15 protein-coding genes and 3 pseudogenes are annotated in these 16,433 nt (G+C 41.4%); 8 read left to right on the top strand and 10 right to left on the bottom strand.

From position 1 onward, the window contains the following. Positions 1–3: 3 nt before the first annotated feature. The 3 genes from GFB47_RS12715 to speG all read left to right on the top strand — a co-directional run bounded on the left by GFB47_RS12715 (position 4) and on the right by speG (position 2,351). Positions 4–1,065: a hypothetical protein gene (locus GFB47_RS12715; protein ID WP_153448421.1), complete on the top strand. Its 1,062-nt coding sequence runs from the start codon at positions 4–6 to the stop codon at positions 1,063–1,065. Positions 1,066–1,073: 8 nt separating this feature from the next. Then, positions 1,074–1,526, top strand: a complete 453-nt coding sequence (locus tag GFB47_RS12710; RefSeq protein ID WP_153448420.1) for a hypothetical protein — start codon at positions 1,074–1,076, stop codon at positions 1,524–1,526. A gap of 276 nt (positions 1,527–1,802) precedes the next feature. Beyond that, on the top strand, positions 1,803–2,351 hold the full coding sequence (gene speG, locus GFB47_RS12705) for a spermidine N1-acetyltransferase (RefSeq protein WP_153448419.1): 549 nt from the start codon (positions 1,803–1,805) through the stop codon (positions 2,349–2,351). Between the two features lie 78 nt (positions 2,352–2,429). Here the strand turns inward: speG and GFB47_RS12700 are convergent, their stop codons facing one another. Then, complete coding sequence (locus tag GFB47_RS12700; RefSeq protein ID WP_153448418.1) at positions 2,430–3,761, bottom strand: glycoside hydrolase family 18 protein; 1,332 nt, start codon at positions 3,759–3,761, stop codon at positions 2,430–2,432. Positions 3,762–4,255: 494 nt separating this feature from the next. On the opposite strand from GFB47_RS12700, the gene tal reads away from it, so the two are divergent. After that, on the top strand, positions 4,256–5,206 hold the full coding sequence (tal, locus tag GFB47_RS12695; RefSeq protein ID WP_153448417.1) for a transaldolase: 951 nt from the start codon (positions 4,256–4,258) through the stop codon (positions 5,204–5,206). Between the two features lie 121 nt (positions 5,207–5,327). Here tal and GFB47_RS12690 read toward each other — a convergent pair whose 3' ends face one another. Beyond that, positions 5,328–5,816: a YehS family protein gene (locus GFB47_RS12690; RefSeq protein ID WP_153448416.1), complete on the bottom strand. Its 489-nt coding sequence runs from the start codon at positions 5,814–5,816 to the stop codon at positions 5,328–5,330. Positions 5,817–6,122: 306 nt separating this feature from the next. Between GFB47_RS12690 and GFB47_RS12685 the strand changes: the two genes are divergently transcribed. After that, complete coding sequence (locus GFB47_RS12685; RefSeq protein ID WP_153448415.1) at positions 6,123–6,362, top strand: RNA recognition motif domain-containing protein; 240 nt, start codon at positions 6,123–6,125, stop codon at positions 6,360–6,362. A gap of 78 nt (positions 6,363–6,440) precedes the next feature. Continuing rightward, positions 6,441–6,722: a hypothetical protein gene (locus GFB47_RS12680; RefSeq protein WP_153448414.1), complete on the top strand. Its 282-nt coding sequence runs from the start codon at positions 6,441–6,443 to the stop codon at positions 6,720–6,722. 15 nt (positions 6,723–6,737) lie between these two features. On the opposite strand, the gene cobA is transcribed toward GFB47_RS12680, so the two are convergent. The 8 genes and pseudogenes from cobA to puuE all read right to left on the bottom strand — a co-directional run bounded on the left by cobA (position 6,738) and on the right by puuE (position 13,955). Next, positions 6,738–7,682: a uroporphyrinogen-III C-methyltransferase gene (gene cobA / locus GFB47_RS12675; protein ID WP_153449005.1), complete on the bottom strand. Its 945-nt coding sequence runs from the start codon at positions 7,680–7,682 to the stop codon at positions 6,738–6,740. A 59-nt stretch (positions 7,683–7,741) separates the two neighbouring features. Further along, positions 7,742–9,910 (bottom strand): annotated as a pseudogene (locus GFB47_RS16795) (nitrate reductase); the annotation flags it as partial. Then, a complete protein-coding gene (locus GFB47_RS16790) occupies positions 9,894–10,013 on the bottom strand; it encodes a hypothetical protein (protein ID WP_153448413.1) in 120 nt (39 codons plus the stop codon). The pseudogene GFB47_RS16795 and the gene GFB47_RS16790, both read right to left, overlap by 17 nt. 384 nt (positions 10,014–10,397) lie before the next feature. Next, a pseudogene (locus GFB47_RS16785) lies at positions 10,398–10,628 on the bottom strand (urate hydroxylase PuuD); the annotation flags it as partial. A 162-nt stretch (positions 10,629–10,790) separates the two neighbouring features. Beyond that, a pseudogene (locus tag GFB47_RS12655) lies at positions 10,791–11,675 on the bottom strand (urate hydroxylase PuuD); the annotation flags it as partial. A gap of 46 nt (positions 11,676–11,721) precedes the next feature. Further along, positions 11,722–12,249 (bottom strand): ureidoglycolate lyase, encoded by a 528-nt coding sequence (locus GFB47_RS12650; protein ID WP_153448411.1) that lies wholly within the window; start codon positions 12,247–12,249, stop codon positions 11,722–11,724. Between the two features lie 160 nt (positions 12,250–12,409). Next, positions 12,410–12,892, bottom strand: coding sequence for a 2-oxo-4-hydroxy-4-carboxy-5-ureidoimidazoline decarboxylase (uraD, locus tag GFB47_RS12645; RefSeq protein WP_194704546.1), 483 nt, complete (start codon positions 12,890–12,892; stop codon positions 12,410–12,412). A gap of 142 nt (positions 12,893–13,034) precedes the next feature. After that, complete coding sequence (gene puuE / locus GFB47_RS12640; protein WP_153448409.1) at positions 13,035–13,955, bottom strand: allantoinase PuuE; 921 nt, start codon at positions 13,953–13,955, stop codon at positions 13,035–13,037. A 460-nt stretch (positions 13,956–14,415) separates the two neighbouring features. Here puuE and uraH point away from each other — a divergent pair, with 460 nt between their 5' ends. After that, positions 14,416–14,769, top strand: coding sequence for a hydroxyisourate hydrolase (uraH, locus tag GFB47_RS12635; protein ID WP_153448408.1), 354 nt, complete (start codon positions 14,416–14,418; stop codon positions 14,767–14,769). Positions 14,770–14,979: 210 nt separating this feature from the next. Beyond that, a complete protein-coding gene (locus GFB47_RS12630; RefSeq protein WP_178306506.1) occupies positions 14,980–16,326 on the top strand; it encodes an NCS2 family permease in 1,347 nt (448 codons plus the stop codon). Positions 16,327–16,433 lie beyond the last annotated feature (107 nt).

Genomic DNA, 16,433 nt, shown 5'->3' with positions numbered 1-16,433 from the left:
ATTATGAAAAAGTTAGCCCTTACTATATCTGCAATACTCGCTGCTGGTGCTTCTTTTCAGGCATCTGCGGTTGATAATACTTCAACTGTAGGTTTATCAGGAGTGGCAAGCCAGGTGACGGTTTTACAAGTCACCCCTTTTGACCTAGGTTCTAATGTATCCAATGCTCAAGTTCATGGTGGATTTGTTAACCATGCTCATGTGGTGCAATTAGGTTCGTCAAATACATCCGATGTTGCAATTACTGGTGGTGCATTTAATCATGTAAATGTTAACCAAGACGCTTTTATCGCGTCCAATAATGCATCGGGAAATATTAGTAATTCTTATGCAACCAATATTAACCTTACTCAAGGTGGTGCATTTTTAAATAATAATAGTGCTAGTGCGAGTATTTCTAATTCTGCCTTTAGTAATGCAAATATAAACCAAGGTGGTTTTTTGGCGGCTAATAATGTAGCGGGTATCATGATTGACAACTCACTTTTTGCTAATGCAACCATTAACCAGCTTGGTGCTTTTGGTGATTCACACACTGCGCTTATTTCTGTCGCAAACTCTTTTGCAGTGAGTGGATTAATTAATCAAATTGGCGGCTCAATGAATTCTGCTATGATTAATATTACTAACTCAGCTTTAGCAGGAGCAAGTGTCACTCAAGCAGGTTATGGTAATTACGGTTCTGTAAATATTTCAAATTCATTAATGAGTGGAGCAACATTAAGCCAAGTTGGTGACTTGAATGGTGCAGATATTAACTTAACAGGTGGTTTCCTTAATAGCACAGCAGTTGGGCAAACAGGTGTTGCTAACAATGCAAGTGTTAACACTTCTGGAATGTTAAATAATGTCCTAGTTAATCAATCTGGTTTTGCTAATATATCTATGACTGATATGTCAGGCTTAGGAAACAATGCGGTAACAATGCAAACTGGTGATTTAAACTACTCATACATTGGTGTAAGTGGTGTCGGTAATAATGCTTATACTAGCCAAAATGGTGGGGATTGGTCTAGCACAACAGTTAGTGGCTGGGGTAACACAGCTACTGTAAATCAGTTATAAGCTTATTTATGAATATTAAAAACCTAGTAATAGCGGTGTTTTGCGCCGCTATTTTTTCATCATTTTATGCTAGTGACGTTTTTAAGTACGCACAGGCCGAGTCATCGAAGATCAATACCTCAGATCCAAAACCTGTGAGCAATAGCGCTAATGCTAGTAACAACGGTATTGAACCTATGAGTAACAATATTGATATCGATGATAGCCATTTATCCTGTAACATAACGGGTCATATATTAACCTTAGGTATCAAAACCCAATCTATTAAAGTAATTAAGGTTAAGATCGTGACTAAAACTAACAATACCATGTTGTCCCAGGTCTCAGGCCGTTCCAACAATAATTTTCAAATCAACGTACAGGAGCTCCCGATTCATTTATTTATTGCAACCGACGTCACAGCGCTAAATGCAGAGCAACATTTTAAAATTAACCAACAATGTCAGATAGAAAAACAATAAAATTTACACTGTAAACTCAATACGAACTTACTCTACTTCACCGTTTCACATACAACGAGAGTGATACTTGCCCTTCTTGAAGCAGAGTATTGACCCAAAATTCAAGTCCGAAGTTCAATTCTTTGAATGTCAAATCAGTAGGTAGATCATTTTCTGAATGATCTCTCCGTTGGTTTTTATCGAGTATAAAATTTTATCGAGACGACGAAAAAATTTCATTCTGCAAGCCATTTTTTATTCTATATACTCAGTTAAAATTCTAATGGAATAGCTAATATGTCGGACTCTATCCGTATTCGTGCACTAGAAAAAGATGATTTACGATTCATCCACAGCTTAAACAATAATCGTAGTGTAATGTCTTATTGGTTTGAAGAGCCTTATGAGTCGTTTATGGAACTTGAAAGCCTGTATGTGAAGCATATCCATGATTTAAATGAGCGTCGCTTCATTGCTGAAAATGGTGATCGTGAGCATGTCGGATTGGTGGAATTAGTCGAAATAAATTACATTCATCGTACCGCAGAATTTCAGATAATCATTGCGCCTTACTTCCAAGGTAGAGGTTATGCACGCGAAATCATTGATCGCGCGGTCAACTACGCATTTAAAATATTGAACGTCAATAAGCTGTATCTACAAGTGTCCGATGAAAACGAGAAAGCCGTCTATCTCTATGAAAGTTTTGGCTTTAAACAAGAAGGGCTTTTAATTGAAGAGTTCTTTATGAATGGCCAATATCGAAATGCGATTCGCATGTATATGCTGCAGCGTGACTATCTCAATAGGCAAGATCAACCCAGTGCAATTAATGCGGTCAAATAATCGAGAAAATGCGCAAGATCAGCTCTGATCTTGCGCATTTATTCAAAACCCAGCTAATTTGGTTATTCTAATAAGCCACTACTTCATACCTTCACTCATCGCATCCACCAGCGTATTTTTATCGGTATCTCCCGTTAACTCCCAAGCAAAAATACCCGCCAAGCCTTTTTGTTTCACCCATTGTGCCTTGGCTTTTATCGAACGCTGATCATCAAACGAAATAAAGACTTTCTTCTCAGCATTCCATAAGAATGGTGCTTGTGCTTGCTCATCATAACCGTATTGATAACCTTGCTCTTTGCCGTAGTTTTTCATTAGATCCCAATACATGAAATAACCAGGTTCATCGGTGCCGAATGTCGCGCCTTTTTCAGACATGAGATCAGCGGTAGGTAATTTACCATCGAAATTTTTAGTGCCTTCCCATCCTCGTCCATAAAAAGCGGCTCCCATGACTAATTTATTAGCGGGAATACCCAATTCAAGCATTTGATTTAAGAAAACATCCGCACCCATTCCCCACCAACTACGCTCGGTGGCATGTAGATTGGTTAAATGACCGGTTTGCTGTCCCCAACCACCTAAAAAGTCATACGTCATGGCAAACATATTGGTCATATACGGCGCGGCAGATTTCCAATCAATTTGAGCCGCTTTGGGCCCAACCCCCACCGCGGTTGATAATTCATAGTCACGTTGAGTTTTGCTGCTTAATTGGTCTAAATCACTGCGGATCTCTCGGACTAAATACGTAAATGCTGCCTTTTCTTGCTCTTTTTGCTCATCGGTTAATTTGGTTTTTTCATCCCACGGAGAAGTGGTTAATCCACCGCCACCTGGATACTCCCAATCAAGATCAATACCATCAAAAAAGTCATACTGCGCAATTAATTCAACCGCTGTTTTCGCAAAATGATCCATGGCTTGTTTATCTTTCGCCATCGCATGAAAAGGTTCTGACATGGTCCAGCCACCAAAAGAGGGCAAAATAGTGAGATTGGGATGGTCTTTTTTCAATTGCGCCAGTTGAGCAAAGTGTCCTTTATAGCTGACATCCACATTGACCTTGCCAAAATCAACCTCTAAAGCCGCCTTTTTATCAACAATAATCGCGGTATAAGGATCTTTGCCTGCACATTGTTGCTCAACTTGTTTGATCACTTTATCTCCTGCGCCGGTATGAGGACCACACATAGACAAAAAAGCATAGATAACATGGGTGAGTTTATCCGCTGGTATATCTTTCACTGTATAGGGGTGCTGTTTGTTTTTATATTGCCAATCTGCGAAGTAGCCGGCGACGATCGGTTTGCTCACTTGAGGAGCATCACTGGCCAATACCGAATGTGAAACCAAACCAGATAATGCTAACGCGATCACCGATAACGAAACCCCTTTTTTCTTATTCATTATTATCTCCTTGATTAGAATTGATTTGGTTTGGATTCAACACCGAAGTGCATAACTTCAAATCTGAATCTAACTTTTAAATCTTAACCTAACTAACTATAAAAATAGTGAACAATGAATGGATAAGTGCTATTGAATTGACAGGTTATGAAGTGGTTTCCATTAAATTTAGACGATAACGCAAAAGATCGATTTTATTGCAATATAATCGTATCTAGATCTCAAAAATTTAATATTGTGCGATCTTTTTTCTGGCTCATATATGTCGTTTTTTTATTTACGTTTTATGAATTTTAATGCCAACGATTACGCAAGCGGTTGCTTAAAAAAAAGTGAGATCCAGCGGTCCTTTTAGAAAGTTATGGTTGACTTACCCCCCCGTTATTTCGATGATGAAGCCAGTTAAGTCAAGGAATCCAGACTATAATAATAAAAACGCTGACTTGTCTGACTTTTCCTTCCATTATGCTTCATTCACTTTTTAAGGTCCTAAAATGAGTAGTCAATTAAAACAACTTCGCTCGCTTACCACTGTTGTTGCCGATACCGGCGACATTGAAGCTATTGCTAAATATCAACCAGAAGATGCCACCACTAATCCATCTTTGATTTTAAAAGCCGCTCAAATTGAAGACTACGCTCCTTTAATCGACCAATCTATTGCCTACGCTAAAGCCCAGAGCCAAGATACGGCTCAACAAGTACAAGATACTTGCGACATGCTAGCGGTAACAATTGGTCAAGAAATTTTAAAAGTGGTTCCTGGTCGTATTTCAACAGAAGTCGATGCGCGCCTATCTTACGATACTGAAGGCAGTGTTAAAAAAGCCCGTCAATTGATCAAAATGTACAATGATGCCGGCATTACCAATGATCGTATTTTAATTAAATTAGCTTCAACGTGGGAAGGAATTCGCGCCGCTGAAATTCTAGAAAGCGAAGGTATTAACTGTAACCTTACCCTACTGTTCTCTTTTGCTCAGGCGCGTGCTTGTGCTGAAGCCGGCGTGTTCTTAATCTCACCATTTGTGGGTCGTATTATGGATTGGCACAAAGCGAAACAAGGCCGTGACTTTGCCGCTAATGAAGATCCAGGTGTTCAGTCGGTAACTAGCATTTACAACTATTATAAACAGCACGGTTACAATACGGTTGTCATGGGGGCAAGCTTCCGTAATATTGGTGAAATTTTAGAACTTGCGGGTTGCGATCGCTTAACTATTAGCCCACAACTTCTACAAGAATTAGAAGACAGCCAAGGTGAAGTGGTGCAAAAATTAATCGCAGACCAAGACGTACAGCCACAACCTCAACACATGACTCATGCCGAATTCTTGTGGGAGCATAACCAAGATCCAATGGCGGTTGAAAAACTGGCTGAAGGTATCCGTGCATTTGCGGTAGACCAAGGTAAATTGGAAGCCATGATCGAAGCTAAACTTTAAGGCCTAAGGCTTGAGAACTAAGCTCTAAGCTCTCGATAGTGATATTGAGAGTATCAAAAAGGTCAGCATCTGCTGACCTTTTCTGTCTTTGTTGGCTTATTTAGGCTTAACCCTAGGTTAATTACTCACCGTCTTGATACTCGTGCGTATCAGTTGGACGCAATTGCAATTGCACGCCCATTAAGAAGTTACGCAAGATTTGATCTTTACATTCACGATAATGCTTATTGTCTGGCTTACGGAAGAAAGCGCTCAGTTCATGCTTACTTAAACGGAAATTAGCCCCTTCAAGAGTGGTGATAATATCTTCCGCTTTCATGTTCAGTGCAATACGCAGTTTCATAAATACCATGTTATTGGTTAAACGCTTTTCTGGCTCTGGTTGCTCGCCTTCACGTTTGCCACGCTTAGTATTGATTAAACCATTTAAAAAGATAGCCAATTCGGTATCGCTGCATTTTACAAATTCGCTGTCGTCTTCTTTTTTAAGCCAGTTGATCACTTGCTGCCTTGTGACGGCCAAATCAGCGGCATTAAATATATCCACCATGTTGGCGTCTTTAAAATCAAAAGTGTAGCGAATACGGCGTAAGATATCGTTATTGGTCAAAGTAATTCCTAGTGTTAGGTCAGTCGCGGCTTGATGATCTGATATTAAGCAGATGAAAACGAATAGATGGGTATCATCTGATAAACACAACAAGCAACGTAAATTAAAGGTCTATCATAAAAAAGCACGCCACTTTAACAGAATTCCGCTTTATGGACTATTGCTTTATTAGTCATCACTTATCGGTTATTGATGGGTATAAAAACAATATGAGCAGGATTATTCATTAGAATACGATTAATCACTTGGACTATTGACGATCCTTTGAGACAATCACCTTCAACACCTTATATTAAATGGTTTACTATGAAAATTTTAGCTCGAAATCTTGCCCGCACCATGACTGAACATGAAGTTCGCGTCTTATTTACTGAGCATGGCTCGGTTGGCACCTGCAATCTTGTTTTAGATGCGATCACGGGTCAATCAAAAGGTTTTGCTTTTGTTGAAATGCCAAGCGACGACGAAGCAAAAAAAGCAATTGAGAGCTTAAATCAAGCTTTAGTTGCGGGTCAAAAAATCCGAGTAAAGAAAGCAGACGCTTAAGCTTTACCACTTAAAAGCCAGCAAATATTATTGCTGGTTTTTAGTTAACATCCAACCTTCACCGTTAAGTTGCTTACCATGATCGATACACCATCCCCGCGTGTCAGTACTAAATTAAAATTTGGCATTTTCCTCTTACCTTTAGTGTTTGTTTGGTTTGTGTTTAAACCTGAGTCTGCATTCCCTATTAAAACCAAAGTGATCAGTTTTTCGTGGTTATGTTTTCTCTATGCGGTGTCTTACTCTGTACCAAACGATAACCCAACCGGAGAAATTGGTGTAATGTGCGGTGTATTAACCCTTGCTTTCGTGCCTTTTTTAATCTCGCTTGCCGTGATCAAATACCGAAATAAATCTTAGATTCTAGCAATAAGCTTAAACTCCTATTAATTCAGCCATCAGTTGCGGATATAACGCCTGTGATTGATCTTGCTGATTTTGAGCCTGTAAATGATGGGCTTGCAACAAGTCTTGGCGTAAATTGACTACTTCTCCCACAATAATCAACGCTGGCGTCAGCCCTTTTAATTGCTCTGATAATGACACCAGTTGTGATAACTGACTAACATACACTTGTTGATTTTTACTGCAGCCATTACCGATAATCGCTAATGGAAAGTCCTCTTTAACCCCTTCACTCATTAAACCTTGCTGAATATTTTTTGCTTGCTCTAACCCCATATAAAATACCAACGTTTGTCCACTAGACACCAAACCTGCCCAAGATGAAAACGCGCCGCTGGTGATATGCCCAGTTACTAAGGTCACACTGCGAGAAACATTGCGATGTGTGAGCGGGATTTTTGAGGATGCCGCGCACCCGATAGCCGCGGTAATGCCTGGGATCACATCGTATTCAATTTCATTGGCAACCAAGGCTAACGCTTCTTCACCGCCACGACCAAAAATAAAAGGCTCACCACCTTTTAAACGTACCACTTGTTTTCTTAACTGAGCTTGCTCGATCAATATTTGGTTAATTTGCTGTTGCTTTAAACTCGGTTGACCACAACGTTTACCGACATAAATTTGCTCACAACTGTCTGGGATTAAATTTAAAACCTCTTGCCCGACTAAACGATCAAACACCACCACCTCAGCATTCTCTATCGCTTTATATGCTTTAACGGTAAGCAGTTCTGGATCGTTAGGGCCAGCCCCCACCAATAGTACCCGCCCTAATTTGTCCTTTGATGCTTGTGACATCCGAGAACTCGTTTTTTTCTCTTCCTCTAAATAACGTCCTCTACCGTTAAGGTTTGAGCGCGTATAAAGGTGGTTTGTTTTTTCACCCAAAGGGGCAAATAGTGAGTGATCCATTGTCATAATATCTTCCTTATATCCTATTTAGCGTCCCTTCTGGGCGAGGTGAAAAGTGGTTATTTCACCGCCAACACATCAATTTTTTGTGTTTGTAAGTAACGATTCACTTCCGGTAAACAAGATCCACAATTGGTCCCGCATTTTAATGTCGTTTGAAGTTCCGCCAGCGACACAGATGTGCGTTCTTCTAACACTTGCAAGATATCGGCTTCGGTTACTCTAAAACAGCTACAAATTAGCTTACTATTTTGGCTTTGGTTAGAAGAAAGCGCACTTAATAACTGAGTGAGGTTCAATGGTTGGTTTATCAACGAAATTAACGCTTCTGCTGCTAGTTTCAACGGCTGATCGTTAACTGAAATAACCGACACCACCTTATCGTTAACCAGTCCAGCCATACTCCAACCTTGCTCGTGATCTAAGCTTAAAAACTTACAACGAGGATGGGTTGCTTTAATTTGAGCTTGTATTTCGGCTTTGCTGATCGCGATGCTGTGAGCAAAGCGCCAAATACCTTTTTGAAAATTGGAAGTCGTGCTCCCCGCTTTTGCCTGAGTTTGCATACCGGTTTGAAACTGCACATGTTGCAAACTTAAATAATCCCAATGCTTAAGAGTGAAATTGATCCCAGTAGAAATCCCATAACTGGCGACGGTTTGCGCGTAAATAGAAATAGCTTGGGACTTAAAGGCGGGTTGACCCGAATGAGGATCAACAACACCTTTGAGCACGCGATTAACCTGACTGGTTTTACCGTACTCACCCGCCCAATGCATCGACATAAAAGCTTGACCATGTGTTAAATTATCGTCAATCGCCAGTTTCGCTTTAAGCTGATTGTCACCTTGTCGAATCGCAATTAAGTTGTCGGGTTTTAAATTTGCATTCTCGGCATCCAGGCGATTAATGTACACCGTCGGCTCGACTTCCGAAGCTGACAGATGAACAATATGACCGGTGCGAGTCATGGTGTGCCATTGATCGCGCTGACGACCTGAGTTTAACCACCAACGATGTTTCTCTAATGATTTTTTTATACATGGTTTCGTTAGCACAAAATTGGCTTTGCCCGACAAGGTTGGAAAACGAAAAGCGCCACTCTGTTTATCGAGAAAGACATCCTTTAAAATATATTTAATCTTGCTGTCGTGACATTCAAGTCCATTTTGCTTTAATGTTTTTGCCACCACGCGCGAGTTTTTGGTGACAGGCCATCGTTGGGGTTGCCATGCATGATATTCATCATTGGTTAATGTTTCTAAAGCCGAAATATCTAACTGCAATGGGGTATTTTGATTTAAACCGGTCATGGACGCATATTCACGAAATACCTCGGCTTCATGCTTAAATTCAAAACCTGAATCTACCTGCATTAATTGACATAATTGTCGACCCACTTGACTCACCATCCACCAATCTGGTTTGGCTTCACCAGGAGGTTGGATAAATTGACGTTGGCGAGTTAAACAACGCTCTGAGTTACTTACCATTCCTTGCTTTTCGCCCCAGCCCGCGGCCGGCAATAAAATATCGGCGTACTTGGCAATATCGGCATTAGCGCTGATATCGGATACCACCACACATTCACACTTTTCTAACGCGCGGCGGATTTTATCGCTATCAGGCATAGAGACCACAGGATTGGTTGCCATTATCCAAATGAATTTTACGTTCCCCTGTTCTACTGCATCAAATAAATCTACCGCTTTCAAACCCGGTTTTTTGGCGATATTCGGCGCTTGCCAAAATTTTTCGACTTGGTGAATCGATTGCTCATCAAAGCCTCGATGCACCGCTAATTGATTGGCAAGACCGCCCACTTCACGGCCTCCCATGGCGTTGGGCTGCCCAGTTATCGAAAATGGGCCACAGCCTGATTTGCTAATTTTTCCGGTGATCAAATGTGCGTTGATAATGGCATTGGCTTTATCTGTGCCAGACTCAGACTGATTTACCCCTTGGCAAAACAGAGTGACCGCGGTCGGAGAAGCAGCGAACCATTGATAAAATGAGGCGAGAGAGCTAGCGTCAATATTCAGCTCTTGGCTAACATGGTTAAGCTGATATTGATCTGATTGAACTTCACTAATAACATCATCAATACCTTAGGTAAATTGATCAATAAAGGCAAAATCTATACTTTGATTTTCAGAGGTTTGGTTATCCAATAAGTAGCGTAATAACCCGTTAAACAATAACACATCGCCATCATTGGCAATGGCTAGCAGGGTGACTTTTATCGCCGACAATTTTCCCATCGTGTTCAATGCTGACACCACAGCCAACGCCGCAATAAGGACACGCTGATTTGATACATTGTTTGGTCATATTATTGCATCCTTCTTTTTATATATTACAAATAAAAACGCCTCGTTACCTCAAAGCCATCCATCGATGAGTCAGAGGTAACGAGGCGTCTTTGCCTGGTGCAGATCAGATTTTTTTGAATAAGTCGTTTTATTCATTGCAAAAGATAAAGCGAAAACCATGCCAAAGTGAAAAACATTTTAACTCCATGATACTTAATAAATAAATATCACAGATAATCGCAATATAAGCATGAGTGCACCTTTATCACGCAACATTGCCTACCGATGTTCATGCCAAACATAGTTTGAGGTATAAAATCCAAACAAAAAAATCGGCATCCGAAGATGCCGAAAACGAGGATATATCTATCGTTATTTTTTATTCAGTCCAAATGATCTGCCGTTAAATTTTCGCGCCATCATTGACCCAATTAACCACCAAACTGCGCTCTGCGTCAGTCATTTTGGTCATATTTCCTAACGGCATCACTTTCATTTGCACTTGTGATTGGATCCGTGGGGCATTAGCTTGAATTTCTTCCGCAGTATCCAACATCACACCGGCCGGAGCAGAAGCAAACAGGTTACTGGTTGGATTTTCGGAGTGGCATTCCACACAACGTTGTTCAATCACATTTTGAACTTGCATAAACACGGTTGGCGTTGGCGTTTCCGTGGATTCAACTTGCACGGTTTCACCTTGTGCATCAACCGTTTCAGTCGCTTCTACTGTGCTAGTCACTTGTGCAACTGGCACGCTTTCGCTGCTCGCAGATTTCATCGATGGCATGCTGTTTGAAGTGACAAACGCCAAGCTGATCATACCGAGTACCGCAACAGGTACCGCCCAAGCATATTTTTGACTACCATGACGTGTATTAAAGTAGTGGCGAACCAAAATGCTAAATACCGATAGCGCAGCAAGAATTAACCAGTTGTATTCCGAGCCGAAGGTACTTGGAAAGTGGTTACTGATCATAATGAACAACACTGGCAGCGTTAAGTAGTTGTTATGACGTGAACGCAATAAACCTTTGGCTGGCAGTGATGGATCTGGCTCTGTGCCATCTTCAATCGCTTTCACCAAATTACGTTGCGCAGGCATAATGATAAAGAACACATTACCCACCATAATCGTACCAATAATGGCACCAACATGGATGTAAGCACCACGGCCACTAAACACTTGGCTTAAACCATAAGCGGCGCCCACTAAACAGATAAACAAAACAATACCGAGTAATAAAGGTTTTTTACCTAAAGGTGAGTCACACAATAATGTATACACTACCCAGCCGCCGATCAGCGAACCAATGCCGATGCCAATGGCTGCGCCCGCACTCAAGCCTGATCCTGGCGCGATCAAATAAATATTGGCATTGAGGTAGTAAACCACAAACAGTAAGCACACCCCGGTGATCCAAGTGAAATACGCTTCCCACTTAAACCAATGCAGATTGTCTGGCATTTTTGGTGGTGCGAGCTTGTATTTTTCTAGGTGGTAGATCCCCCCACCATGAATAGCCCATAAATCGCCCGATAAACCCGTTTTAGGATCAACACGGTTTAAGTTATTCTCTAACCATACAAAGTAGAATGATGCGCCAATCCAGGCGACACCAACGATCATGTGAACCCATCGAATTGAAAGGTTGAGCCATTCCGTAATATGCGGATCCATAATTTACTCCTTTAAACTATTTTGATTGCGTTGGATAAATACCGTTTTAGTTTGGTAGCTTATCCAGTGACAAGTTAATCTGGGTTGATTGGTCAAAGTACACTTCATCGCAGTTATGCCCTTCACCTGCACGATCAACAATTAAGAATTGATCATCAGGTTGCAAAGCGAGAACAGGATGATGCCAAACCCCTTTGTGATAATTGACACCTTGCTTACCATTACTCATAAATGCTCGTAACGCTTGTGGCTGTAACCCATCACCCTTCTCTGCAACCACAATTAAGTAAGGGTTACCAAGTAGAGGGATAAAAGCTTGCGAGCCTAAAGGGTGACGTTCCATCATGGATATTTGTAATGGGTACGCTAAAGGGGTTGCTTGGAAAATACTAATAATGGGCGTACCACCGTTATCCGCCACATCGACATTTGCTAACTGATGATAGCGACGAGTCGAACCATTGTTGATCAAGAAATACTCACTTTCTGCTTTGTCGATCACATCGCCAAAGGGGGCAAAAGCGTCTTGAGTTAATGGCTCTACTGTTAATGCAATGCTGTTGATGACTGTCATGATATCCCTTCCGTTATTACTGTTTGATTTTGTCTTAATTAAGCTCGTTTCTTCTACATACTTCTAAGGTAATTGATAGATTACCCATTGCATTAAGACAGTCCTCATTCCCTTATTATGATTAACATGTCTTTTATTTCTTTATATCGCTATTTTTATGTTACATAGATTGCAATCTAAACAAGGCTATTTTGTTGATCTGCTCTATCGCAGTGGCAAACTCCGTGTCTTGATCGTTATCTATTCTTTGTGCAAATGAGGCTAAAATCTGGTGTCTGTCTGCCCCTTTTACCGCCATGATAAAAGGAAACTGAAATCGCTCTTTATAGCGTTGATTAAAATCGGTAAAGCGCGCAAATTCTTCTGCGTTACATTGGCTAATACCCGCGCCAGCTTGCTCAGAAGTAGAGGCCGCGGTGAGTTCGCCATTGACGGCTGCTTTGCCGGCTAAATCTGGGTGAGCATTGATCAGATCAAGCTGCTGCTGCGGTTTAGCATCGAGCATCACTTTAGACATCACGCTATGCAAGGTATCGATATTGTTGGATGTCTCATCTAAACCTTGATCAAAAGTGCGCTCCGCCACCCAAGGACTGTGTTCGTAGATGTCGGCAAAAGTGGCGACAAATTCATCTTTACTCATTTGGCTTGGTTGACAGGTTTTAAATTGAGCCACAATTTTTTCCTTTTTGATTGTATGATTTCCCTATGACGACAAGCGGCGACAAGTGACAAATTCTCGGATCATCAGAATATTGAATCCAAAGCGAGATTACGTATCGTCTTTACTTGACCAAGTCAGGATGTGGATGACACTCATGCCAATGTTTGGCGATATCTAAACGGCGACACACCCACACTTGTTGGTGCTGCTTTACATATTGCATAAAACGTTTTAAGCCTTGAATTCGACCAGGACGACCAATTAAACGGCAATGCAAGCCAACCGACATCATTTTAGGTGTCTCTGCCCCCTCTTCATATAAGGTATCAAACGTGTCTTTTAGGTATTGAAAGAAATGCTCACCAGTATTAAAACCTTGGTTGGTCGCAAAGCGCATATCGTTGACATCTAAGGTATAAGGGATCACTAATTGCGGTTTTGGTCCTTCTGTATGCCAATAAGGCAAATCATCATCGTAAGCATCTGAGTCGTATAAAAACCCGCCTTCTTCGGCCACCAGTTTACGAGTATTAATCCCATTACGACCGGTATACCACCCATAAGGGCGCTCGCCTGTGACCGCTTTGATGGCCTCGATGGCTTTTTGCATATCAGCGCGTTCGGTCTCGATATCTACTTTATGGTAATCAATCCAACGGTAAGCGTGGCTACAAATCTCATATCCCTCATTCACCATTGCTTTTATTGCATCAGGGTTACGTTCTGCCGCCATACCCACCACAAAAGCGGTCAGTGGATAATCAAATTGTTTGAACAGTTTTAGAATGCGCCATACTCCGGCGCGGCTGCCATATTCATAAATCGATTCCATACTAATATGACGAGCATTGGGGAAAGGTTGAGCTCCGATAATTTCAGACAAAAATGCTTCTGATTCATCATCACCATGCAAGGTGCAACGCTCTCCACCTTCTTCATAGTTAAGTACAAACGATACCGCGACTCTGGCATTATTCGGCCATTGCACCTGTGGTAGTTGGTCGGCATAACCGATTAAATTGCGTGGATACTCGCTACCCATGAGTCACTCCTTAGTCTTCATCCTTGGTGATGGTGATGACACTGATATCAATAAATCTCGTTATATCAATAAAGCTTGTGATAGCTAAAAATTGAGACTTATCACCACCTTGTTTTAATAATTGTATACAATGAATAAAACATAGCAAGTAAATTGATTTGCATTTTGTTAACCAACGCATCTTTTTGCTATTTATTAGCAACTTTCTGACCTTGAAGTCAAAAAATATTATTTCCTTTCACCTCTGCAATATCAATCAATACTAAATAACAATCAACAAGTTACATTCGAACATCTATCATACTCGCATTTTCAAAACTCGATCTAGGCATGAATTCGAGACTATGTACCTTTACGAAATACAATCTTGTGTACATAATCAATTTAACACTGAAACATTTCATTAACAGTGATGGGCCGTCAATAATTCATCAATATACTAAGGGTAGAGTCTAAAATTATGGGAAAACTAACCACACATATACTTGATACCGCAGGCGGTGTTCCTGGCAGCGAGATTCAAGTTGAGCTTTTTCGCATCACCGCGCAAGGAAGCCAATTAATCAAAACCGTTAAGACCAACTCTGATGGGCGAACCGATGCACCATTACTTGAGGGTGCGGATTTTAAAATTGGAAAATATGAGTTGATCTTTCATACCGCGACTTATTTTACGCAACGTGGTGTTAAACTTGATGAGATTCCTTTCCTCGATGATATTTCAATCCGGTTTGGTATTAACGACCAAGACAGCCACTATCATGTTCCCCTACTCTGCTCACCTTATAGCTTCTCAACTTATCGCGGCAGTTAGGTTTAAAGACCCTTAGAGTAAAGTGAGTAAACACTTTGCTCTGAGGTATTAACCACACCAAATTAACACCCAAACCATCAACCTGTATGGAGAGCAAGATGTCCTCCAAGGCAAACTGATGCCTAAATTTTAATTTCAAGGTATTTAAGGCCTTCTATCTCAGTTAACTTTTTAACTTAACAAGTAGATGCAAACACAAGGAATAAAATAGTGGAAAATTCAAACAGCAAAACCATACCATCGAGCCCTGATAAATCTTCAGGCTTACTTGAACGTTTATTTAAATTAAAGGAACACGGCACCACAGTTAAATCTGAAATCATTGGCGGGTTAACCACGTTTGCCACCATGGCGTACATCATTTTTGTTAACCCTTCCATTATGGCAACCTCGGGCATGGATTCTGGCGCGTTATTTGTTGCGACCTGTGTCGGCGCTGCCATTGGTACTTTATTGATGGCCTTTTATGCCAACTGGCCAGTCGGTTTGGCTCCTGGTATGGGGTTAAATGCCTTCTTCGCCTTCACGGTGGTCGGTGAAATGGGCTATACATGGGAAGTGGCGTTAGGCGCAGTATTTATCTCTAGTATCATTTTCGTTGCCATGAGTTACAGCAGCTTACGCGAGTGGATACTCGACAGTATTCCGCACAGTTTGCGTTACGCTATGACCGCAGGTGTTGGTTTATTTCTCGGTTTAATTGGCTTGAAAACTGCGGGGATTGTGGTTGATAACCCTGCGACATTATTGTCTTTAGGTGATTTCACCAAACCCAGCGCCATTTTAGCCGCGTGTTGTTTCTTGATCATCTGCGTCCTTAGTGAACGTAAAATCTTCGGCGCAGTATTAATTGGCATCTTCACTGTCACTGTGGTTGGTTGGAGTCTAGGAATTGTTGAGTATCATGGTGTATTTGCCGCACCGCCAAGTATCGCGCCAACCTTTATGGCTATGGATATTACAGGTGCATTTGAAATTTCGATGATCAGCGTGATCTTAGCCTTCTTATTCGTCAATATGTTTGATACCGCCGGCACCTTAGTCGGCGTCGCTGAGCGGGCTAATTTGACCGATGAAAAAACCGGAAAGATCAAAAACCTACGTAAAGCATTAAAAGCCGATAGTGTCGCCAGCGTGGCCGGAGCCTGTGTCGGTTGTCCACCCGTCACCAGTTATGTGGAAAGTGCAGCAGGCGTTGCCGCAGGTGCGCGTACTGGTTTGTCTTCGGTGGTGGTAGGTTTGTTATTTCTTGCGGCTATTTTTGTTTCACCTTTGGCTGGCATGATCCCAGGCTATGCTACCGCTGGCGCACTTATTTACGTCGCATTTGTGATGATGAACAGCATGCAGCATATCAAATGGGATGATTTTACCGACGCTGCACCAGCCGCCATGACTGCACTGATGATGCCGCTGACTTTTTCCATCGCCAATGGTATTGCACTTGGTTTTATCACTTACACAGTGTTAAAAGTCGCGACCGGAAAAAGTAAAGATGTCTCTATCTGCATGTATGTTTTAACGGTCATTTTTATCGCCAAACTGATATATATGTAACCGCTCTACTGGCAGGCAACTTAATCGTATTTCTTTATACATTTGAAGTTGTGGTTTTTTTGGCTTTGTTGCGTAATTCGATGGAACCAAATGTGAAACTGACGATC

This window comes from Vibrio algicola, assembly GCF_009601765.2.
In the GTDB taxonomy this organism is placed as follows: Bacteria; Pseudomonadota; Gammaproteobacteria; order Enterobacterales; family Vibrionaceae; genus Vibrio; species Vibrio algicola.
The sequence above is the reverse complement of the archived record's forward strand: the minus strand, read 5'-3'. Positions and strand labels throughout refer to the sequence as shown.